The sequence below is a fragment of the Crateriforma conspicua genome (genome assembly GCF_007752935.1).
Taxonomy (GTDB): domain Bacteria; phylum Planctomycetota; class Planctomycetia; order Pirellulales; family Pirellulaceae; genus Crateriforma; species Crateriforma conspicua.
In genome coordinates, this window is sequence record NZ_CP036319.1 from 3,839,439 (window position 1) to 3,862,764 (window position 23,326).

Genomic DNA, 23,326 nt, shown 5'->3' on the forward strand with positions numbered 1-23,326 from the left:
GAAGTGCTCATTGCCTAATGGTTGGTGGCCACCCTTGATGGGATCAGCTCGGCCCGCAAGATCGACCGACGTTGCCAAACCGACCTGATCTATCGATGGTTCTGCGGCGGAATCTCGGTCAACTACCGCACGATTTGCGACTTTCGGATCCAACAGGTTCAACTGCTCAGCAACATCCTGACCAGTTCAGTCGCCTCGCTGATCAAGCAAGGCTTTGTCCGTCTTGATGAGATCGCTCAAGACGGCATGCGGATGCGAGCAGAAGTTCGTTTCGTCGCAAGCCGACCCTAGATGAACTCCACCGACATACCAAGGGCCATGTCGATCGCCCTGAATAGGAAAACCGCCGGCAACAGAACGGCAAAGACGACGATGATGATGTTTCTTCTCCGCGGACGCGCCGTGAAGCGGCCGCCGATCGGCCGTCGCGAGAACGCGAAGAGCGGCTAACGCGAGCGATCGAGGAGAGCGAGGACCTACGCAACAAGAAAAAGCAGCCCGAAGACAAGGCGAAAGTCCGCGTCAGCACCACCGATCCGGAAGCTCGCCGGATGAAGATCGGTGATGGCGGCACGCGGCCGGCGCTGAACGTTCAGTTCGCCAGTGACTGCGATGCTCGGATCATCGTCGGCGTGGAAGTCAGCTCAGAGGGGACCAATGGAGGCCGCTTGCCACCGATGCTTGACCAGTTCGAACAGCGGTACGGTCGACGGCCGGGCACGGCAATCGTGGACCCGGCTTTTGCGACCAAGGCTGTAGACAAGGAGACCAAGCAACTTAGGACCGAAGTGATATCGAGCATTCCGCGAAGCAAACAACTGATTCCTCACGGCATAGACCCTCACGAGCGCCAAAAAGGTGACAGCGATGAGTACAAGAGTTTCCGTTAGCGGATGGCCGCTCCTACGTATCACGAACTTTATAAGAAACGTCCCTCGGTGGCCGAGTTTCCGAACGCGGATTGTCGCAACCGTGAATCAACGCGATTTTGTGTGAGAGGCTTGCTGAAGGCCCAGGCGGTGAGTCTCTGGCACGCTCTCGCTTTCAATCTGTTACGGATGGTCCACCTGGGAGCATCCACCTGAGCAAAAGGGCGGTCGCGAGCCAGCGAAAGTGATCCAGAACGTCCGTTGGAACGCGTGACCGACGCGCTATTTCCGATCTCGAAAGCGAAGAGACCATCCCAAAGACCTGAAAGAACCACGACCGAAAACCGAAAAACCGCTCCGGCGAAAATTCTCACCACCACCTCCGCGAAAACTTCAGAACCTCTCCACAAAAGTAGCGTCCGTCGCTCCTAAACATCGCGTCCCGCTACCGCTGGCTGGAACTGACCTCCATCAACCTCGATCTCCTTTGGAAAAGCCGAATACACTCTTGCACTTGCGATTTGGGTCCCGTACAATCGAACAACATTCGCTCCGGGGGGGTCGAAAGGCACCGCCTGGTTTTTATGGCGAATTGAGCTGGGCGTTTTGCGATGCCAAGTCGTAAGAAACTTAAACACTGAGGAACCGAAATGTAATTGTTCAAAACGGCTGTCATTCTGGCTATAACAATCACCACATTAGTTTCAGCGCCTCGCTGGGGTTCTGACTTACCACATGCAGAGGCGGACGTTCTGCACGGCCGTGAGGACTTAGATTTCGATGACGCTTGCTGCGAATTCAATGAAGATTGCGATGGCACAGAGGTACTCTGTTCTGGCCATGGTCGAGCGTTCTGTGAATCGGGAAACGCCAGAGGTTACCGAACAAAACATGCAGCCAACCGTGATATCTGTAATGAAGATTCTGCAATCTATCTCGGCAGAAGCTGTACCGAGGACTGGTCAGATGAATTAGAATGCGCCGAATGGGATTTTTGCGACTGGGACCCTGCCATCAGCAAATGTACAGCATTTGCGGGGACAGTTATCCCGGTACCCTTAGATTGTGATAGCACGTGTCCGTAAGTCGCATGTCACCGGATCACTCAAAAAACGTTGGTGGTTTTCGAAACTGGTCGACAGTTCTGTTTCATCTTCGGGCAGTACGTTGTGATTCTTATAGAATTGTAGCAGTAAACCGATAGGTATGAACCAGCCTGCAAAGACGAACCGTATGCTTCGGCCAAGTGGTGTTTGCCCCGACACAATTCCAACACACAACGAAAATCCACCCCCGCAAGACCAATGTACTGGAAGAATGTTTTCCTTGCTGTCGTAGCGTTAGGCCACGCGACAACTGCTGTGTCTGAGATGCCGTCGAAAGACAAAGCAGTCGTTGCCGCTCTGCTGAGCCGCGAAGCTGATTATCTACGGCAGTTTGAGTCAGGCGCGTGGGAAATGGTGTTTCGAAGCGAGTACGTAAATGAACTAAGTCGTGCGAGAGTCCATGGAGTAGCAACTTGGTGCGAAGAACAACTGCGAATCGACTACAACTGGAAACGAGTTAAGATAGCGGACACAGGCGGTGAGCAGTCAACAAGCCGACGCGGCACAATGCTGAAATCGGGCAAAACCTTGGTCGACTACTACCGAGACCGCGATCTTGCATTTCGTTCAATTGAAGGTGCAAAACAGAGCTCCCAGGAGCTAAAGGTCCTTCCGAAGGAGAACTGGTTTATGTACGCGTTCGAGTTCCCCTATTCGGATTTGTGGACAGACAATGGCAAATGGAATTTTGCTCACAGAAGCCTGTCTACAACAAATGTAGATGGACAGATCAGGATTGCAATCTCTCACTCAGAAGAAGGTACCAACGTGAGCGCATCATTCCTGAAAGGTGAAATGCCGCTGGTCTCCAGTGTAGAACATCGATTGCGGGGCAATCTGCGTTACGCAACGACCTTAACCTGGGATGAATCCGAGAAGTTATTATACCCGAGCCTTATTGAAGAGAAGAGGTATGATCGTCAGGGACTTCCGTGGAGGACATGGAAAATCGAGGTGGAATCTCTGAAGCAAATAAATTCGTCATTGCTTCGGGGTCAGCATTTCACAGAACGCGGAATTGGGATAACAAGCAAAACCAGAACAACAACCTATCGTAAGAATCAGCGTCCTGTTACGAAAGCGGGTACCAAAGACCTCGACTTACAGAAGGCGATCGAAACACTGCGAAATTCAGATTTCTCAAAATGATTCAGCTGGGCAGGCCGAAAACGGCAGAAGGGTGCTTGTCAATGAGAATAGGTGCGATCGTATTACTGTGCTTCTTGCCTTCGAAAGGTGGGTATTCCACAGATGCGACGAGGCCCTTAGTTGTTGACTGCGGCGTCGAGGCATTATACCTCGCAATTGCTTCCTTAGGAAACAATGAAACTCTCGACGGTTTTGCCAGTCGCCTTCCTTCGCCGGGCCCCAATGGCCACTCCCTGACGGATCTCGCGAGATTTGCGAAGGACAGAGGGTTCCATGTCCGACTCGTCGACACCAACTGCAATAATCTAACGGAAAGGTCGGCGAATGAGTCATTCGCATGCATTGCCTGGATAGCCCCCAATCACTTTGTCAATATTGCAGAATGTGTCGAACATCAAGTTACAGTAGTCGACTTTCCCAACAGGAGAACCATGCCCATCTCCCTGTTTCGCAAAGACTGGAATGGTGAAGCCCTGCTTATATCTACGGATGAACTCGCGTCTGAGGCTTCTTTGTCCGCAAAGCTGTGTGCGAAGCATTGTTTTAAATACCTCATTCTCTTAGGACTAGCAGGTGCGGTCGCCTGGGCAGGAAGGGTGATGCACGCACGGTTCCGAAAGGTCATATGATGGACATTCAATCAGAGTTCCTCTCAAACAGTTTCCGTGGACTTGTTATCGTTGCAATTGGCGCTGCGTGTTTACCCACAAGGCAGTGTAATGGCGATGACACTAACGAAATTGCTGCACCGTCGATTGAGGTTGACCTGGGTACTTTTGTGCTTGGCAGACAGGAAGACCTGCTCAAGACGATCGATTTCAAGAATCCGATCGGCCACAAGTGTAAAGTCGTAGAAATTGCAGCCTCGTGTCGATGCGTCTTTGCAAGGATTGAAAACAAATCCCTGGGTGCAAACGATTCAACTGCCATTCAAGTTGGTTTTCGAGCATCTACAACTAATCCCACCACACCTCGCGGTGCACACTCCAAAGTGATTCGAGTCTCTCTGCTTCCGATCCCACCGATTCCGGGTAAGAGAGTCGTGCAAACGTCGATTCGGATTTCCTACACCATCTCGCACCCTCTCGTTGCTGTGCCACCCACGGTCGTCGCCGAGGACGTCATCGCAGGACAGTCGATAAGTAAACGAGTCTCGATCCACGAATACGAAAGTATCCCTGGCAGTGAGCTGCGCATTGATAGCGTCGAGTCCACACTTCCCTTTTTGGAAGCTGCAATTGATGGGAATGAAATTATCGTCCGCGGCAAGGTTCCGCGTTTTTTGCGCTTCCGAGGTGAGAAGTTGATCGTGGCGTCCGTTTCGAAGCAAGGCAAAAAAATGCCGGATGTTTATATTCCTGTTCGGATGAAAATGAAGAGGCCGGCAATTGTCGCAGTGCCGGGAGACATTGTCGTCTTTGAGAAGCCTAAAGAATACCCCGTCGTAAAGTTGGTCAAGTTGTTCGGAGATGATTTGAGCACAAGCACGCTCGTAAAGATCAGACTGCTTCGGAAACGCGACGAATTTGTCGACTCAGGGGAGATCCGTTTTAGTCGCATAGCCGCACAAAGCAGCAGCAAAACCTATGCCATTTACATTCCGCGCGTGCGTGAGAAAGAGGCGATATTTGAGCTTTTGTTTGAGGGATTAGATGCCCCCGTTCACCTGAGGCTCTTGCAGGTATTCGATGATTAGACACCTTTACCATAGCCGCAGAGGGGGGTCGGTAGTGGAGCTATTGGTAGTATTCTCGATCGGTTCTATCGTAGTTTCCATCCTGCTAGTATCAGTAGCAAGCTCCAGGGCGTCAGCTAGACGGGTTGAATGCACCAACAATTTAAGACAAGTATGCCTCGCATTGTCTCAATTCGAATCCGCTTTTGGCCACCTCCCAAGTATGGGGCATTTTGTGGAGAACGATAGACGAAGAAAGTTTAGCATCCCGAAACATACAAGGCTTTCGGGCATCTGGAAGATTCTACCGTATTTGGATCACACAGAGCTGAGCGAAGCTGCAAAGAGGTACCCGCTTGTCCACTCGGTAGATACGATTCCTTTCTCTGCAATTGGACCGAGGAGAGAGACTTCCGTTTCAACGCTTCTTTGCCCAGCCGATTCGGCAGACGGGGGAAACAACATTCGGTTCTGTGCTGGTTCACAACCATTTGCGCGTGAGATTGCTTCTAGCAATCTACGGTCCGAAGACGAAGGTGCTTTTGGTGGCTCTGGTCTTCGGCTGTCGCAAGTGCGCGGTGGTCTTTCGCACACTGCCGCCATTTCGGAACGCATTATAGGGTCCGGCTACGCATCCGGTACTATGATTACTCACGGTGACGTTTGGGCAGCGAACATTCGAGGTGGCACTATAAAAAGTGAACTCGATGCGACTTTGTTGCATGAAATTGGGGTTGAGCTAGCAGCATCCCCCCCTAGACAATTTATTGGCGTAGCAGGCCGCAATTGGGCCTATGCGGGGAAGGCATTCACGCTCTATGACCATATTGCACGGCCTAACGAAAACATAGTAGCCATCGTCCAGGGCACTCACAGTAATCCATTCGGTAGCTATTTGGGGATGGTGAGTGCAACGTCGTTACATCCGGGCGGAGTGAATATCGGGCGTTTGGATGGAGCCATTGAGTTTGTGAGCGAAGAGGTCGACCTTACCGTGTTTCGCAGGCTAGGTTCGATAGGAAAGTAAACCCGCTGCATTAGCTTCGTAAATGACTTGGCGTCTATACGTACAAAATATAGATTGGCCTCGCATTGAAGGGCGGTCCTTCAATTACGGAGTCCTGTAAGACCAGGTCGCCGCGCGATCCAGAGCCTTTGAACAAAGATTCGGAGATTACTCCCATTACGACGCTGCGACGCCAAGCCCGAGCGACGCTGGATACGCTGCGAGATCAATTGATGCAGGATCGGGGCGTCCACTCGCACTGGACCGGAACCTTGTCGCCGTCGGCTTTGGGAACAGCGACCGCGGTCAGCGCGATGTCCGCATTGTTGATGGATCGCCAGAACCAATCACCGGACGCAACAGGACCGCTGTTTGGTTCACATCACGTTGCACCGGAGCTGACGGCGGCCAACGTGACCGAGTCGGTCGGTCGAGGCATCGCCTATTTGGCAACGCAGCAGAACAGCGATGGCGGCTTCGGCGACACCGACCGCAGCCTGTCCAACATCGCGACCAGCTATCTGGTTCTAGCGGCATCGGAATTGGCAGCCCAAGCTCTCGGGCCGGGAAACGGTCTATCCAGTGGTGTTTTGAAACGACTGCAAGGCTACATCGATCGAACCGGTGGATTGGATGCACTTCGGCGACGTTACGGAAAGGACAAGACGTTCGTCGTCCCGATCATGACGAATCTGGCCATCGCTGGCTTGCTGGATTGGGGACACATTCCGGCGTTACCGTTCGAAGCGGCGGTGTTTCCACAGTCGATGTATCGATTCCTGCAGATGCCGGTGGTCAGCTATGCGGTCCCGGCGTTGGTGGCGATGGGACAGGCTCGTTTTCTGCTGGGGCCCAAGCCGTTGCCTCCGGTGCGTTGGATTCGTTCGGCCAGCGTGGACCGTACGATGGAAGTTTTGCGAGACATGCAGCCCGAAAGCGGTGGCTATTTAGAAGCAACACCCTTGACCGCATTCGTGGTGATGAGTCTGGCGGCGACCGGACGCAGCAATGTGACGGTCGCGCGACAGGGGCTGTTGTTTCTGTTGCGTTCGATGACCGACGAAGGCAGTTGGCCGATCGATACGAATCTGGCCACATGGGTTACGTCGCTATCAGTGTTGGCTTTGTCGACCGATGATTCGGACGACCAACGTTGGTGCGACGAAGCTTGGGTCGATTGGCATTTGGAATGCCAACACCGCAAGCGTCATCCGTTCACAGGTGCCGAGCCCGGCGGCTGGGGATGGACGGACCTGTCGGGTGCAGTGCCCGACAGCGATGACACCCCGGCGGCGATTCTGGCGTTGTGCCGTGCCCGTGAATCGGTCGCTCTGGCGAAGCAGCAAGACATCGACCGCGCGGTGATGGACGGTGTCCTTTGGCTGATCCGTCTGCAGAACCGCAACGGTGGCTGGCCGACGTTTTGCCGAGGCTGGGGCAAACTGCCGTTCGACCGCAGCAGCACCGACTTGACCGCCCATGCGATTCGCGCGTTGCAGGCGGCGGTGGCCACCGGATCGATCAAGGACGAAAACTTGAACCGCGCGATCGACGCGGCCGTGGCGTTTGGGCTTCGCTTCTTGCGACGCCAACACCGCGACGACGGATCTTGGACGCCCCTGTGGTTTGGTAACCAAGACCGCGACGACGAAGAAAATCCGGTTTACGGGACCGCTCGCGTATTGGTCTGCATCGCGGACCAGTGGAAACGCCAATCGGAACAAGCGGCCGAACCGAACCGGCCCACGACGCCGCGGATGGGGCTGAAAGAATTGACGTCGATGCTTGCCAAAGGCACCCGTTGGCTGATCGACCACCAGAACGACGACGGAGGCTGGGGGGGCGGTGAATCCGTCGGCCGTTTCCATGCAGCCGATTGGAACAATCGTGGCGAAGGAACATCGGTCCGGCGTGACGTCACCGTTTCGACCGTGCCGGGGGCCGTCGAAAGTTCGATCGAAGAAACCGCCCAGGCCGTCGAAGCCCTCGGTCGTGTGCTGATTCAGACCGCAGAAATTGGCGAAGACGACGATCCGCGGCAATCCGCCGGAATTGACCGCACAGCTTGCCTGGCCGCGATCACCCGCGGCGCCGGCTTTCTGGTGGACCGATGGCAGGCCGACACGACGCCGGAGCCCTGGCCGATCGGCTTCTATTTTGCAAAGCTTTGGTACCACGAGCGACTGTATCCGATCGTTTTCAGCATCGCGGCGTTGGCGACTTTCCTGCGATCAATTGCCCCGGATTCAACGGAAATGGGCCGCAAGCCGGGCTAGCCCTCGATAGAATGGTCGCATCCAGCGACGCCCGTTTCAGGTCGCCGCGCATGAATGACCCGCCATCCGAAACCGGCCAAGGTTCCCGAATCTTCGACCGCCCGCCTGTCACCCACGATCACCGCACCGATCACGATCCGCTTTTTGTCCACGCCGGGCGCGGTCGGCGCACCAGCGGGTCGCCCGCCATCGGGTTGGCAGACGAATCGCCCCGATGATCATTTGGTTTTCGCTTCCAGAGTTCACCAACAAAAGGAAATCGGTTTGTCCACAGGACTCCGCCCCAGCGAAGTATCCGGAGCCGCGACGGCCAGTCCGGTTGCTCCGTCGAACGAGCCCAAAGGCCGGCGAAAAACCAGTCACCTAAAAGAAGTCCCGCCGACGTTGGAATTGCGGGAAAGTTTGCGAGCACGCTGTGCCGAAGTCGCCGCGCGGTTGCCCCGCGACGCACCGCTGACCAAAGACGAAATGGAACTCGTCGCCCGACAAACGTTACAAGAAGCCGATCTGCCGGAATCCTACGTCGGTTGGATGATGGTGATGCTTAGCAGTGAGTTTTGGCGCGACCAGCTGGCGTCGGTCCCACCGGAACGCCGACTGTTTCTGCTGCCGCACTGCTTGAAACACGCCGAAGGCTGTCCGGCGGATTACGACCAGTTCGGCATGAACTGTAAAGAATGTGGGGCTTGCAGCATCGCGGATTTCCGTGGTCTTGCCGAAGACATGGGCTATCGCGTGTTGGTCGCCGAAGGTTCACCGGTGGTGATGAAAATCATCGTCGGCGGCTATGTCGACGCGGTCATCGGTGTGGCCTGCTTGAACGTTTTGGAAAAGGCGATCGATAAAGTCTTGTTGGCCGGGATCCCGTGCATGGCGGTTCCGCTGTTGTCCAGCGATTGCCGGAACACCAAAGTCGACGAGCCTTGGGTCGATGCGATGATTCGCACGCCCTATCAACCGGCCAAGGCAAAGACACGCAGCTATGTGCACTTGATGCGTGCGGCCAGCGAATTGTGTGGTCCCGAATCGTTGAACCAGTTGGCCCCCCGCTTGCGCGCCGACTTGAGCCTGGGCGAACAGGCGGTCAGCCGTGAACAAGTTCAAACGATCGACCCGATCGCCGCGACCGAACACATCGCGTACGACTTTTTGCATCGCGGCGGAAAACACTCGCGTCCCTTCATCACGTTGGCTTCGTACGACGCGATGACCGGCGGCAAATTGACCGAAGCCGCGGACCACGGTGACGCCAATGCCGATGATTCGCCAAGCGACGCGCAGCGAACGCTGAATTCGATTCCCGAAGCCGTTCGACGCGCGGCACTGTGCATCGAAACCTTTCACAAAGCCAGCTTGGTCCACGACGACATCGAAGACGATGATGCGTACCGATACGGCCAATTGGCCGTGCACCGACGGTTCGGACTTTCGACGGCGATCAACGTCGGCGACTATCTGATTGGCCTGGGCTATCGACTGCTCAGCCGACGTGGCACCGACGACTCCGATGCATCGATCGATGACGCGGCACGCTTGGACGTGCTGGACAACTTGGCCGCCGCACACACGCGATTGTCCGAAGGCCAGGGTGCCGAATTGCTGTGGCGGGACACCATGGACCGCAGCCTGGAACCGATCGACGCGTTGAAGGTCTATGCCCTGAAGACGTCGCCCGCGTTCGAAGCCGCCCTGTTCAGCGGCATCCGCTTGGCCGGCGACGCGACCGAGTATGTCGAACCGATCCGCAAGTTTTGCCGGAACCTGGGCGTTGCCTTTCAGATCCTGAATGACATCGGCGATTTCAGCGACCCCGACAACAAGGTCGTCGGGGGCGGCGACGTCTTGGGCGGCCGGCCGACGTTGCTGTACGCATTGGCACTGCAATCACTGGATGATCGCGATTCACGGCGGCTGATGGAACTGGCGACTCCGCGGGAAGACGCGATGGAAAAAGAAAATTCCGAACGTCTTGCCGAAATCCGGCGGCTTTATCATCGCGGTGACGTTTTCAGTACTGCGATGACGCTGGTCGACAAGCACCAGGCACGTGCCGAACAGGTCGCCGATGAAATCAGCCCTGACTCGTTACGCCGTTTGTTGTATTTCTTGGTCGATACGGTTTTGCAGCGGCCCGATTTGCCGTCACCCGACGTCGTATCGTTGGGCTCGCTGCCCGTCACCGCATCCGGAAACGTTTCCACGACCTGATTGGGTGTTTGCATGACCAACGGTATCGCCACACCGGACGACGATTCCAATGCCTCGGGTCGGTCCGCCTGTCCGACCATCGAGCTGACCGAGTTGCTGGCGGAGTTCTACGACTTGGACGCCGTCGGTTCACAGTTGGGGGACTTCAGCAATGCCCACACGATTCCCGAACCTTACAACGGGATTCTGAATCACTGCGAACACATGACCGAGACGGTGGAGGCCTATCACGGCGAACCCGTCGACGTTCATGTGCAGCGATGCCATAAACGCGACAACTGGTATTGCCGCGAAATCCTGTTGGCCACGCGTCAAAGCCATCGGATCGCACTTTACGGAATCGTTCGTCTGCGCATCGATGCGTTGCAACCGGAATGTTGGCGTCGTATCGAAGAACAGGCGACGCCGCTGGGCAAAGTGCTGATCGAACACAACGTGCATCGGGACGTCCAGTTATGCCAGTTGTGGAAAGTCCAAGCGGGCCCCTGCCTGTCAACAATGATGCGGACCCAAGTGGGCGATACCATGTACGGTCGCACCGCGTTGATCTTCTACAACGGTGAGCCCGCGATCCAATTGCTGGAAATCGCCGGCGCGGCACTGCCCGAATCATAGGCCGCGATGCGACGAGGGTTTTGCCAGAACCCAACGGCCACCGCGACGGCATCGCCGACCATCGGACCGAGCACGATCTCTTCCGCCGTGGGAAACTCCCGATCGTTTGCCCTGTCAACGATCGCGGTGTCCGCCGATTCGAACTTATCGAATGTCTCACCGCCCGCTGACACACGTCAATGCGGCGATAGCCATGCCCCTTCGGCGGGCTGAAAAATAGTTATCGATCGTAAAGAGCGGCTAAAGCCTGGACTCCAACTCAGAGTCGCAAAGGGGTCAGGCCTCTTTTTCAGGCGCGAGAGGTCGTTTAGAACGCCGGGATGCCTCGACCTCGAACCCACTTTGCGTCCCCGAGGGCGGCCGAAGAAGGCACCCTAGTCAGCTTCTCGATCTAGCGAATGCCCACACGCGATGCAACCAATCGGGGATCGGAATGGCAATCAGCACATTGGCTCACAGCCGCCATGATTTGAAACGGCTTGTTCGGCGTTGCATTGGCGACGGACACATGATGCCAATGGAATGGACAGTCTCTGTGTAGATCGGATCGGTTGGACCGGTATCCTCAATCCCGATGCCGACTGCGAACGGGATTGGCTCGTTCGATGAGTCCAGGGTTCTGCGAGTCTGTCAGTTCAAACTTGTCGGATATCTCATTTCCGCTGAAGTGCTACACCACCACCCTATGCCCCTGAAACCCTATGCCCCTGAAACCATCCACCGTCAATCAAGTTGGATGATTACAACCGACCATCGCAATAATCTTGGTATCGTTGGTCGACTTGGCCGCTTTGCGAATCACCGTGGTGGACCAACAGCCCGACATGTTGTTGGTAAGATTCGCCTTGCGCAATCGTGAACGTTGTTGCATGAAAGGCCTTGGGTGCACGTGGTCCCCACGTTCCATAATCGCGGGTCAACCAAAGGTGCGGCGGGCCAGTCGATGGATGCAAAAAACAAGCCAAGCCTTCGCGTTCACCACCACTCATCGGCGCGTTGTAATCCACCCAATTCGCGGTTTGTTTATCAGTGCCTTCTTGGTTAATCCCGCCTTCGCTGTTGACGATACGACCGCCACCCGATTCCACGTTGAACGTGTCATTCATGCGAATGTAGGGAATCGCATAGTGCGACGCATCCCGTTTGACAGTGACGTCGCCGTAGGCCGCCGTCAGTTGAAACGCAAAGTCCAAGAAGTATTCGCCAGCACCCAACGCACGGACACGATACTGACGATGTTCGTCCAGAACTGGCGTCGAACCGTGGAACCACGTCAGCATTTCACTGAAAGTCGCGGTATCCTCATCGATTTTCAAATCATCGAACGACACGTGTCTGACGCGATCACGAAACGGCGCGACGGCACGCTTTGCGTCGGGTGATGCTTTCACGCCGGAGTACAAGGCGTTGTAGACGTCGGCATGCTGAGACTGTCCGGCCAACTGAACGTGTTTTTCACCCACCCAGAACGATCGGTGGTGCGGATACGGATCCGTCATCTTCACCGTCATCGGACGACCGCTGGCACTGCAGAAGGGATCAAAGTGTGGCAGATCCACTGAATCGTCATAGCAGTAAACGATCTTGGGTTCGCCATCGACACGGATTGTCAGACGCCCCGCTTGATCGTCGATGGATACCGCGATAGTTGCCTTTGCGGTGGTCGCCGGTTCTTCGGAAAGAGCTTTGCCGACACCTAGGGTGCCCAACAGGCATGTCGCGGCCATCATCACCATCGACCAGCGTTCACAAATACGCCGCATCATCGTTTCCATCTCGCCGCGATCAAGAATGAACAGGAACCGCCGGATTCCACCCCATCCCACCGATCGCGTCTGTGGGAGTGGTGGGAATAATCGACACCGTCGGGAAGATTGCCCAATCGGCAATCACGCGTCACAGGCAAATTCGATGATCGCGTCAGACCGTCGGCCACTCGAAACCCTTCCGCATGGGGCGGGTCAACATGGCGTTGGCTTCATCGTCGCCGACGAACTGCTCCGTATCCGGATCCCATTTCAAATTGCGACCCAACATGCGGCCGATGTTCAACAAGTGGCAGATGGTGGCGCTTCGGTGTCCGATTTCGACGTCCGCCACAGGTTGCTTGCCGGAGACACAACAATCCAACCAGTTGCCGACATGCGAACGACTTTGTCGCGGATCGTTCTTCAGCAACTCTTCGGCCATTTCCGACGGGTTGGAAGCCAGGCGTCCTCGAAAGACTTCCATCTTTGCCTTCTCGCCGACGAAGATTCCGCCGCCGCGATTGCCCTTGTCCAAGTGCACCGTGATTCCATTGGCAAATCGATAAGCCAATTTTGGCGTCGAACAAAGTTCGTTGCCACGCGCGTTGGATTCCGGGGTCTTGTAGGTGGGCAGTTCCAACGCCGGCCCATCCACTAAGATTTCCGTCGGTCCGGTGTGGTCCAGGCCCAACGCCGATTGGATTTGATCGAACCCGTGAGTTCCCCAGCCCGTCATTTCGCCGCCGCTGTACGCACGAAACGAAAGCCAGCCTGGATTGCCGCGCGGGACATAAAGCTCCTTGTGGTATGGCACGATCTCAGTGGGTCCACACCACATGTTCCAATCCAACCCCGACGGGACCGGTTGGGCGGGCAGATCACACAACCAGGGACTCTCGTAATTCGCCGCGTGAACTTCTTTGACATTTCCGATGCCACCGTTGCGAATGAATTCACAACCGATGAAGTTTTCCCGCTGCGACCTTTGATGCGATCCGACTTGGAACGTGATGCCCGTTCGCCGGGCCGCCTTCACCATCAAACGACCTTCGGGAATCGTCAGCGTCAACGGCTTTTCCGCATAGATGTGTTTACCGGCCAGTGCGGCATTGATGCAAACATTGGCTCGCCAGTGTTCGGGCGTCGCCGTCAAGATTGCGTCCACATCGGAACGATCCAGCACTTCGCGATAGTCCTGGGACACATCCGAAGCATTGTGTTGCTTGGCGATCGATTCCGCACGCGGTCGATTCACGTCGCACACGCAAACCACGTCCGTTCGAGGGTCCTTCGCCGCGGCGCTAAAGATTGCCGAACCCTGACGTCCCACGCCCACACCCGCAATCGCAATACGATCGTTCGCCCCCGGGCGATCTCCCTGGGCCAACGCTGAACGCGGAATGATGGTGGGGACGGCAAAAACCGTCGACGCCGCGGCAGCCTTCTTCATGAAACCGCGGCGGGATTGTTTGGCTTTGGACATCACGAACTCCGTGGGTGACCGATGGTGGGGGAAGGATTGGGATGGGGTGAGCAAGGTCAAGGAACGGCCACCGAATCACACGGCGATAGGCTCCGTTTCGCTGATGACCGAGCGCAGGTGTTCGATGCTGCGTTCCGCCTGGTCCAACGTGCCGCATTCGACGCTCAGCACAATGTCCTGCGGTACTGATTGGCACGTCTTCACGATCCGTTTCCAGTCGACGACGCCTTCGCCACACGCGCATCCGACGGCGGTGCCCATGACCTTGCCACGCTCCGCATCGGACTGTTCAACGCTGATATCTTTGGCATGCACGTGGATCACGCGATCCTTGATTCGCTCGATCCACTCATGGGGATCTTCGCCGCCCAGGTAGGCGTTGCCGGTGTCAAAGTTGGCACCCAAGTTGGGTGAATCCACCAAGTTCAAACAGCGATCGTACAGATCCGGCTTCAGCGAATACGTCTGATGCATTTCAAAGCCGATCTTGATGCCGCGGCGTTCACAGACCTTCAACGCTTCCATCAACGAATATCGAATTAGCACAAAGTCTTCTTCCATGGTGGTCCATGGTTGTTTGTGCCCTTCGTGCGTGTTGATAATCGGTGCGCCAGCTTCCTTGGCAAACCTGGCCGCCTGTTTCAGATATTCGACCGCAATCTCGGGCTTCGATGCCTGGCTGTGCGATGACAGGGCCGACAGTTTCAGCCCGTGCTTTTCAACCGTGTCGCGAACGCGAAACGGATCGTCCAACATCGAAACGCTGTGGAAGTACCGCGCCTCGCTTAGCAGTTCGCGGCCCCAATGGACCATCGGTTCGATGTACTCGTAACCCAGATCCGCAGCAAACTCCACGCCCCATTCGAAGGATTTGTGCGATGTCCGGACGGCTTCCAAATTCAGGCCGATTCCTACCTTTCCCATAAACCTTTATCCCTTTGATGTCGCCTTTGAAAGGCATGTGTTTGTTTTGGGGCGATGACCACGCCGACAACGACGCTGGGCCGACGTGGGGACAGCGATGAAACTGTCCACGCGTCCGATCATATCCATGCTGATGGCTCCCTGCACTGACGGAACTTGCCATATTTATGGTAGTTTCTTGTCACAGGGCCCCAGCGGACTTTTTCATCGAATACGCTTCGAGCATGGCACAGCAGAAACACGTTCTATTGCTCGTCGAAACCTCGCGCGTCTTTGGTCGCGGAGTGATCGAAGGCATATCGCGATTCGCCAAAGAACAGGCCGATTGGATCTTCCACTTCCAGGATCGTGGAATCCTGGAAGGCTTGTCGCCCTGGCTGCGCAATTGGAAAGGCGACGGGATCATCACGCGTAGTGCGGTTCGATCACTCGCAAAAGAATTCGACCGTCTGAAATGTCCCGTGGTCGAGTTGCTGGGCGACGGACAGACTTTGGTCAGCGAAGTCCGCACCGATGAAATGATCACCGCGGAGCATGCGATCGACCACCTGATCAAGCAGGGCTATCCACACGTTGCCTTTTACAGCCATTCCAATTCATGGTGGTCCGACGCACGCTTGAAAGCCTTCGAAACGATCGTCAGGCAACGTGGGCTAAGCGGTCATGTCTATCCGGGGGCTTCCGAGGGTGACCATCAACCTTACCCACCATGGAAGCCCGCGTATGAAAAGCCGACCCTGCAGTGGCTGGACCAGTTGCCAAAGCCCGTCGGGATCTGGGCGGTCGCCGATTCACAGGCCGTTCGATTGTTGGAATCGTGCTGGCAAATCGACTTGCGGGTTCCGGTGGACGTGGGAATCTTGGGCACATCGAACGACGAACTGGTTTGCAGTCTGCTTTCCCCTTCGCTGTCCAGTATCGATTTAGATGCATCCCAGATCGGGTATCACGCCGCCGCGCTGCTTGACCAAAAGATGAACCGGCCGACGCCCAAACGCTCCGGTTCGAAGAAACACCCCAAGCCGCAATTCATTTCACCGGGCGGGGTCGTTTCGCGTGGCTCGACCAACCCGATTGCCATCCATGATCCGGAACTATCCATGGCGATGCAAATCATCGCGCGGGAAGCGATCCATGGCTTGACCGTCGAGCAGTTGGCCCAGGAAATGTACGTGTCTCGAAGCACATTGGAACGGCGTTTTCGCGCCTATTTCAAACATTCCCCGGCTCACGAAATCAATCAAACACGCATCGAGCGTGCGAAGACATTGCTGCGTGATACCGCTTTGCCCGTGCATGCAGTCTCGGACAAGGTCGGCTTTGCTTCGCCCGAGAATTTCGTTCGTTTTTTCCGCCGAATCGTCGGCAAGACGCCGCGACAGTATCGGCTGCAATTCTTCCATAATGTCACCCGTGACGTCGCCACGGACTGATCTTTCCAACATCCCACCAAAGGCTATTGATGTTCATGCCAAACACCACGTCGACCATCACACGTCGATCGCACAAAATCGGTATCGACCTGTTTCTTGGTTTCGTATTCATGTGCCTGTCCATCAGCGGACAAACACTGCTTGTTGGGCAAGACGTTTCATCAGATGCGTTGAATTGGCAAAGAACCGAAACCACATTATCGCTGAGCGCCAATGATGAATCGATCTGGAAGTTCTGTTGGGGATTGGACGCCAGCAAACCCTATTTTCATCCGATCGCCGTCGGTGGAAAAACACTAACTTGGAATCAGCCCGCCGATCACATTTGGCACCACGGATTGTGGTTCAGTTGGAAATACATCAACGGTGTGAACTATTGGGAATTGGATCGCGAATCCGGTCTGCCCGCTGGAAGAACCGTTTGGGAATCGCCAGACGTTGAAACACACAACGATGGGTCGGCAACCATTCGGATGCAGTTGCGGTATCAGCAGGGCGATGATCCGGTCACGGTGCTGACCGAGAATCGAGAGATTCAGGTATCCGCACCCTCGGCCGATGGATCGTTCACCATCGATTGGAAATCGACCTTTCGCGCGACGATCGATGTCACGTTGGATAGAACGCCGCCGCAAAAGAACTACGGCGGATACGCCGGTCTGTCCGTTCGGTTCGCGAAGGACTTAACGAAGCGTAACGCGATTGGAGTTGCCGGCCCGTTGAAATTCGATGACGGCAACCGACATCGCGGTCACGGCAAGGCAGTCGATTATCAGGGCACGATCGACGGCACCCCCGTCGGCCTGGCGATCCTGGACCATCCCGACAACCCCCGGCACCCAACTCCGTGGTACATCGTACGCTCCGGCCAAATGGGCTATATCAATGCGTCGTTACTGCACGACAGTCCGTTGAAGATGAATGAGGGTGAACAGTTGACATTGCGGTATCGATTGATCGCGCACCCTGAGCGTTGGACCGACGGGCAATTGCGGTCGGCGTGCGATCAGTGGCGGTAAGCCAACGGCTTTGGACATGGTCAACCAAACAGCTAGCGACCGCACGTTGATCGTTGTTGGTGTGGACAATCGCCGTCTGCGGTGAAGGAATTTTTTGGCACGGCGTTTTCTGTACTGACGTCGCCAAAGGTCCGCTTCACTTCATGAATCGCCCAAACCCATCACTTGATTCACGTGCCAAATTCACGCCGGTTGATCACGATCGTTTTCGCAATGGCTTTGACTTCGCTTTCGACGATTTCCAGGCCCATCTTTGCCGATCCACCCACAGAGAAACCGATGTCGCGCCCAACCGTTCTAATCTTTGACGTGAATGAAACGTTGCTGGATTTGACACCACTGAAAACGTCGGTGGGATCCACGCTGAACGGGCGCGAAGATTTATTGCCGCTGTGGTTTTCAACGATGCTGCATTACTCGTTGGTTGAAAACTCGATCGACCAGTATCACAGCTTTGGCGACATCGGCGTTGCGGCCCTGCAAATGGTGGCCGATCGTGAGGGAATTTCACTGTCGCCCGAGCAGGCCCGCGAAGCCATCGTGCCGGTGATCCGATCGTTGCCGGCGCATCCAGATGTGATCGAAGGGCTGCGAGCGTTGAAAAAACAGGGGTATCGATTGGTCAGCCTGACCAATTCGTCGACCGCTGGCGCCGAAGCACAGCTGCAAAACGCCGGACTGACGGACTTGTTTGAGAAACGATACAGCGTTGAGGCGGTCCGTAAGTTCAAGCCGGATGGTGCCACCTACCGGATGGTCTTGGATGACTTGGGCGTTGCTGCCTCGGACGCCATGATGATCGCCGCTCATGCATGGGACCTCGCGGGCGCTGGCCATGTTGGACTACAGACCGCCTTTATCTCTCGACCCGGTGCGTCGCTGTATCCCAACGCAAACAAGCCAGACGTCATCGTTGATGATCTGCGTGAACTGGCGAAACGACTGGCTCGGTAAAGATGGTCCGCATCTGCGAAGCCGGCTCTAAGTTTCGCACCGGCGTTCTTTATTCAAACCGACGTGAAAACCCGCCGTTGACGTTGATTGTTTGGCCGGTGACGAACGTGTGTCGTGCTGTGGCCAGGTAACGGACCGCGTCGGCGACGTCTTGAGGCGTTCCCCAACGTTGCATCAACGACTGTTCTCGGGCCCGGCGGTCCCAGTACTCGCTGGTGCTATCGCCCCAACTGGTTCGGATCCAGCCGGGAGCGACGGTATTGACGCGAATTGTCGGCGCGACTTGCTGTGCCAAACTATTGGCAAACGCACGCACCGCGGCTTTGACGGGACCAAACATCTGCCCCGCGTCCATCTCCATTCCTTCGATCGCTTGATCCCAACTGATGAAGGTCAGTGATGGCGGAGTATCCCCGGCTTGCTTCTGCCATCGGTCGACGACGTGCCGCGACAATCGAGCCGTCCCGACGACTTCAACGCGTAGCAAACGTTCCAGCTTCTGCTGAAAGGACCACTGTGCCGCATCGCCGGTCAGAACATCAACGCCCGCGTTGTTGACCCACGCGTCGACATAACCAAGACGTTGAAAGGCTTCCTGGGCAAATCGATCAATGTCATCATCCTGTCCGAAATCCGCGGACAGGCACAAAGCATCGGCCCCGGCGGATTGAACGATGTCCGCCGTTTCGCGTGCCCCCGTCTCGTTGGTGCGATAGTGCACCAGCACGCGTGCGGCCCCCGCGGCGGCCAAGTCGATCGCGATGGATCGCCCGATGCCCGATGAAGCCCCGGTAACGACCACGTTCGTTCCCTGCATGGGAAGCAATGCGTCACTGTCACTGCGGGTCATCGATCCACCGAGATCGCTTCGGCATAGGACAATTCACCGGTCCAACCGTCGTAGTACTGGAACAAGACCTGTGGATGCGGATACGCCACCAAGCGTTTGTCACCACGCTGGACCGGCATGTTGAAAACGTTGTTGATTTGGACCACACAGTAGTGCGGGTACAATCGCTGTAACCGCGGAACGTCCGCCAGAATGTAGCTGCTCCAGCGGATATCGCATTCACGCGGCCCAAACTTGAACTTGCCGGTCGCAGGACGATCACTTTCATCGAGCTCCGGCACGTGATTGACGCTGTTGTGCGGCCCGCAACAAAACTCCCAAATGTCATCGGTGATCTTGATGGCAAAGCTGTTGTGCAAGTCTCCGGTCATGACGAAGACTTTCTTGCCCAAGTCCGACCAAGCATCGATCAGTTTCTCGCGTTCGTCGAAAAATCCGGTCCAAGCTTCTTCCTTGTTCGCCGCATCGGCTTCGAAGCCGCCCGCGCCGCTGTGCGGGATCATGAATGGGACGGTGGAGATGACAAAGAAGAAGTCCGCATCGCTGGAACGCATCGAATCGATCAGCCACTGGTACTGGTCGTCGCCCAACATGGACACCCCCGTCTTACCACGATCGGTCACATCGTGCATGTCACGGTTTCCCCGAGTATCCAGCAGATAGAAATCGCAGTTTCCGACGCGAAAGCTGCCATAGCTGCGGCGACCGATCGAATAGCTGACACGCGGATCATCGACCTTGGCCGGCATGTGCAACCGCAGCGTGTGTTTGTCGATCACTTCCGCAATGTCGTAGACGAATGAATTTTGGTTGCCCGAATCGTCATCAAACAGCATGTCATTCACGCCGGCCGCCGCGGTGCCCCAGTGCACGTGCAGATTGCCCATTTGATCCAGCGGCAATGCCGTGAAGTCCGCATCAGGATCGACCAGTCGATCGCTGCCCGCCTTCATCGACGCAAACCCAAAGTGGACAGGATGATCGAATGCCATCGGGTTGGCCCAGCCCAAATAGTTCATCCAGGCCTTGGTACCGATATCTCGAAACACTGTCCGTCGATGACGTTTGCCCGACTCGCCACTGCCCCAGATGTCGTTGACCAATTCGTGGTCATCAAAGGTGAAGTAGCTGGGAACATGACGGTGCCACTTTGCCAGTTCGACACCACGTGAAAGATAAAGCTTGTAGTTCTCCCAGACCCCGGTGATCGTCGGCATCACTTCAGTGACCTTGGGGTGCTGCGGTGCACCTTGAACCAGTCGCCAAGCTTCGGCCGGATAATCACGAAGTTCTTCGTACAACCAGTCGCCGTTCATGACGTGAAAGTGAACGTCGTCGGCCCAATCGCGATTCAGATGCTCGTAGGTCGGCGTGCGGTGCCCGATGCCGTGCAACGGATTTTGATTGGCACAAGAACCGATTTGGAATCGAAAGTTGAACAAACCGTCCGGGTTGTATTGCTCGTTCCGCGACGCATCCGCGCTGGGCAACGTTCGAAACGAACCGGGCAACCCATGAGGGCGATCGTTCACGACCAACTGATAGTGGTAACGCGTGTCCGGCTTCAAACCATCTACGGTCACTGAACCCGTGTTATCGTCTTCCAACCGCGTTATGGCCGGGCTACTTTCCATCGTCAACTGATGCGGATCTTCACCGAATCGTACGACAAACTGGCCGGGATCCGAGGTGCGGCCCCAAACACGAACGCGATCGTGCCGGACATGTCCCAACATGGGACCGTGAGTCAGGCGGATCGGATCGCGAGCACGCGCGTCGGCAATATCAGTGTCTTCCGCGAACAGACGTTGCGCAGGTATTGCGACGCCGAACCAAAGGGTACCGATAAGCAATGCGAACGCGCGCATCGAAGTAGATGCCATGACTGTCTGGTGGGCTGGGGCGAGGAAGTAGAAGCGTCGGAGCGGGTCATTGTAAACCCGCTTCTGTGCACAAGCGACACGACGATGAACCGCGGTGACTCTGTCGATCGTTTACCCGCTGCATCATTCACCGCAAGTGGACTATGCGATCTGTAAGCGAAAAGCGGATGTCGTCTTTTTTAAGAGCGGCGAGGTGCTAGCCGCCGGTACCGGATTCCTGGACCGGCGGCTAGCGCCGTGCCGCTCAAGATAGACATGCCGGCGGCTAGCGCCAGGCCGCTCAAGATAAACATACCGGCGGCTAGCGCCAGGCCGCTCAAGTTAGACATGCCGGCGGCTAGCGCCAGGCCGCTCAAGATAAACATACCGGCGGCTAGCGCCAGGCCGCTCAAGTTAGACATACCGGCGGCTAGCGCCATGCTGCTCAAGATACACTTACCGGCGGCTAGCGCCATGCCGCTCAAGATACACTTACCGGCGGCTAGCGCCGTGCCGCTCAAGATAAACATACCGGCGGCTAGCGCCATGCCGCTCAAGATAAACATACCGGCGGCTAGCGCTAGGCCGCTTACGGAGGACGCACCGGCGGTTGGCGTTCTGGCGATCAATGAGGAGGTCGACAGGTAGGACTAGGCGACGATGTCGTGGATGACTTTCGCTGGCTTCACGCCAGTCAAACGTTGATCGAGACCTTTGAAACGCACGCTCATCGACTGGTGATCAAACCCCAGCAGATGCAGCAGCGTGGCGTGGAAGTCACGCAGGTGGACCGGGTTTTCCGCCGCCGTGTATCCGACCGGATCCGTTTCGCCATAGGTCATTCCACTGCGAACGCCCGCGCCGGCCATCCACATCGTGAAAGCTTCGGGATTGTGATCGCGGCCGACGAAGGTCATTTCACCACCGCCACGATTTTCACGCATGGGTGTCCGCCCAAACTCGCCACCCCAGATCACCAGCGTTTCCTCCAACAAACCACGTTGCTTTAAATCCGCCAACAATGCAGCGATCGGTTTGTCGGTCTGCTGGCACTTGTCTTGAAAGCCGTGGTTCAAGGCTTCGGACTTTGCCGCACCATGCGAATCCCATCCCCAGTCAAACAGCTGGACATAGCGGACCCCTTGTTCGACCAAACGGCGTGCGAGCAAGCAGTTGTTGGCAAACGATTCCTTGTCGGGATCGGCACCGTAAGCCTCCAGCGTTGCCGCCGTTTCACTGCGCAGATTCATCACCTCCGGTGCCGCTGCTTGCATCCGATAGGCCATTTCGTACTGGGCGATACGGGTGACGGTTTCCGGGTCACCGAACCGTTGCAACGACTGGCGATTCATGTCCTCCAGTGCATCCAAAACCCGCCGCCGGGATTGACGCGTCACGCCATCCGGATTCTCCGCGCACAATACGGGTTCGCCTTGGCTGCGGCACTGGACGCCCTGATAAACCGATGGCAGAAAACCGGATCCCCACAACGCTTTGCCGACACGCGGCAACCGTCCACCGGACAACAACACGATGAAGCCGGGCAGGTCAGCGTTTTCGCTGCCCAGTCCCCAGGTCACCCATGAACCGATCGACGGCGAACCCATCGGGGCCGCACCGGTGTGAACCATCAACTGTGCCGGGCCGTGGTTGAACTGTTCGGTCTGCATCGTTTTGATCAGACACAGATCGTCGACATGCTTGGCCAAGTGCGGCAACCGATCGCTGACCCAGGTACCGCTGTCACCGTGGCGAGCGAACGGATACTGAGGGCCCAGCATCATCGGACGACCGTTGATGAAGGCGAATCGCTTGCCTTCCAAGAACGAATCGGGGCACGGCTTGCCATTCAGCCGATCCAAATCCGGTTTGTAATCGAACAGTTCCAACTGGCTGGGCGCGCCCACCATGTGCAAATAGATGACGCGTTTGACCTTCGCCGGCTTCGGCGGTTCCAGCGGGCTAAGCGGATTGTCGGGCGCGTGATTGATTTGAATTTTCGACGGATTGGCCTGCGACTTCGCGGCCTGACTGGCCATCCAGATCGCCCCCAAGCCGATGGGACAATCCATCAAGAAACGCCGCCGCGTCACGTCGTCGATGCGACGGCGTTGATATGTCTGGGAAAGGTTTTCGCGTTGCATCGTGA

General features: G+C 56.2%; 19 protein-coding genes. 13 read left to right on the forward strand and 6 right to left on the reverse strand.

Going from position 1 to position 23,326, the window contains the following annotated elements; translation table 11 throughout:
* The first annotated feature begins 24 nt into the window (after positions 1–24).
* From Mal65_RS14155 to Mal65_RS14195, 9 genes are all read left to right on the forward strand, one after another.
* A complete protein-coding gene (locus Mal65_RS14155) occupies positions 25–291 on the forward strand; it encodes a transposase (protein WP_165701272.1) in 267 nt (88 codons plus the stop codon).
* Positions 292–551: 260 nt separating this feature from the next.
* On the forward strand, positions 552–890 hold the full coding sequence (locus tag Mal65_RS14160) for a hypothetical protein (RefSeq protein ID WP_145298744.1): 339 nt from the start codon (positions 552–554) through the stop codon (positions 888–890).
* Positions 891–2,173: 1,283 nt separating this feature from the next.
* Positions 2,174–3,124 (forward strand): hypothetical protein, encoded by a 951-nt coding sequence (locus Mal65_RS14165; protein ID WP_145298748.1) that lies wholly within the window; start codon positions 2,174–2,176, stop codon positions 3,122–3,124.
* Between the two features lie 41 nt (positions 3,125–3,165).
* Positions 3,166–3,753 (forward strand): cysteine peptidase family C39 domain-containing protein, encoded by a 588-nt coding sequence (locus Mal65_RS27510; protein ID WP_390621976.1) that lies wholly within the window; start codon positions 3,166–3,168, stop codon positions 3,751–3,753.
* A complete protein-coding gene (locus Mal65_RS14175) occupies positions 3,750–4,820 on the forward strand; it encodes a DUF1573 domain-containing protein (protein WP_145298754.1) in 1,071 nt (356 codons plus the stop codon). The genes Mal65_RS27510 and Mal65_RS14175 overlap by 4 nt, the downstream gene beginning before the upstream one ends.
* The gene (locus tag Mal65_RS27515) at positions 4,813–5,826 is read left to right on the forward strand and encodes a DUF1559 family PulG-like putative transporter (RefSeq protein ID WP_145298757.1); all 1,014 of its coding nucleotides are present in this window, start codon (positions 4,813–4,815) and stop codon (positions 5,824–5,826) included. Before Mal65_RS14175 ends, Mal65_RS27515 begins: the two co-directional genes overlap by 8 nt.
* A gap of 128 nt (positions 5,827–5,954) precedes the next feature.
* On the forward strand, positions 5,955–8,081 hold the full coding sequence (locus Mal65_RS14185) for a prenyltransferase/squalene oxidase repeat-containing protein (RefSeq protein ID WP_196784157.1): 2,127 nt from the start codon (positions 5,955–5,957) through the stop codon (positions 8,079–8,081).
* Between the two features lie 54 nt (positions 8,082–8,135).
* Complete coding sequence (locus tag Mal65_RS14190; protein ID WP_145298760.1) at positions 8,136–10,289, forward strand: DUF116 domain-containing protein; 2,154 nt, start codon at positions 8,136–8,138, stop codon at positions 10,287–10,289.
* A gap of 12 nt (positions 10,290–10,301) precedes the next feature.
* On the forward strand, positions 10,302–10,904 hold the full coding sequence (locus tag Mal65_RS14195; protein WP_196784158.1) for a hypothetical protein: 603 nt from the start codon (positions 10,302–10,304) through the stop codon (positions 10,902–10,904).
* A gap of 740 nt (positions 10,905–11,644) precedes the next feature.
* Here Mal65_RS14195 and Mal65_RS14200 read toward each other — a convergent pair.
* The 3 genes from Mal65_RS14200 to Mal65_RS14210 form a co-directional block, all read right to left on the reverse strand.
* Complete coding sequence (locus Mal65_RS14200; RefSeq protein ID WP_196784159.1) at positions 11,645–12,670, reverse strand: DUF6807 family protein; 1,026 nt, start codon at positions 12,668–12,670, stop codon at positions 11,645–11,647.
* A 154-nt stretch (positions 12,671–12,824) separates the two neighbouring features.
* A complete protein-coding gene (locus Mal65_RS14205) occupies positions 12,825–14,135 on the reverse strand; it encodes a Gfo/Idh/MocA family protein (RefSeq protein ID WP_145298763.1) in 1,311 nt (436 codons plus the stop codon).
* 75 nt (positions 14,136–14,210) lie between these two features.
* Positions 14,211–15,059 (reverse strand): sugar phosphate isomerase/epimerase family protein, encoded by an 849-nt coding sequence (locus Mal65_RS14210; protein WP_145298766.1) that lies wholly within the window; start codon positions 15,057–15,059, stop codon positions 14,211–14,213.
* Positions 15,060–15,283: 224 nt separating this feature from the next.
* On the opposite strand from Mal65_RS14210, the gene Mal65_RS14215 reads away from it, so the two are divergent.
* From Mal65_RS14215 to Mal65_RS14225, 3 genes are all read left to right on the forward strand, one after another.
* Positions 15,284–16,492, forward strand: coding sequence for an AraC family transcriptional regulator (locus Mal65_RS14215; RefSeq protein ID WP_145298768.1), 1,209 nt, complete (start codon positions 15,284–15,286; stop codon positions 16,490–16,492).
* Positions 16,493–16,527: 35 nt separating this feature from the next.
* On the forward strand, positions 16,528–17,511 hold the full coding sequence (locus tag Mal65_RS14220; RefSeq protein ID WP_165701275.1) for a DUF6807 domain-containing protein: 984 nt from the start codon (positions 16,528–16,530) through the stop codon (positions 17,509–17,511).
* 213 nt (positions 17,512–17,724) lie between these two features.
* The gene (locus Mal65_RS14225) at positions 17,725–18,465 is read left to right on the forward strand and encodes a haloacid dehalogenase type II (protein WP_145298773.1); all 741 of its coding nucleotides are present in this window, start codon (positions 17,725–17,727) and stop codon (positions 18,463–18,465) included.
* Between the two features lie 49 nt (positions 18,466–18,514).
* Here the strand turns inward: Mal65_RS14225 and Mal65_RS14230 are convergent, their stop codons facing one another.
* Together Mal65_RS14230 and Mal65_RS14235 are read right to left on the reverse strand one after the other, a co-directional pair.
* Positions 18,515–19,315, reverse strand: a complete 801-nt coding sequence (locus Mal65_RS14230; RefSeq protein WP_196784161.1) for an SDR family NAD(P)-dependent oxidoreductase — start codon at positions 19,313–19,315, stop codon at positions 18,515–18,517.
* Entirely contained in the window at positions 19,312–21,198 is a 1,887-nt protein-coding gene (locus Mal65_RS14235) for an alkaline phosphatase D family protein (protein WP_196784162.1), read from the reverse strand. Before Mal65_RS14235 ends, Mal65_RS14230 begins: the two co-directional genes overlap by 4 nt.
* 237 nt (positions 21,199–21,435) lie before the next feature.
* Between Mal65_RS14235 and Mal65_RS14240 the strand changes: the two genes are divergently transcribed.
* Positions 21,436–21,825 carry a hypothetical protein gene (locus tag Mal65_RS14240; RefSeq protein ID WP_145298779.1) on the forward strand — a complete coding sequence of 130 codons (390 nt, stop codon included), beginning with the start codon at positions 21,436–21,438 and terminating at the stop codon, positions 21,823–21,825.
* Positions 21,826–21,827: 2 nt separating this feature from the next.
* Here the strand turns inward: Mal65_RS14240 and Mal65_RS14245 are convergent, their stop codons facing one another.
* Complete coding sequence (locus tag Mal65_RS14245; protein ID WP_145298782.1) at positions 21,828–23,321, reverse strand: DUF1501 domain-containing protein; 1,494 nt, start codon at positions 23,319–23,321, stop codon at positions 21,828–21,830.
* Positions 23,322–23,326: the final 5 nt, after the last annotated feature.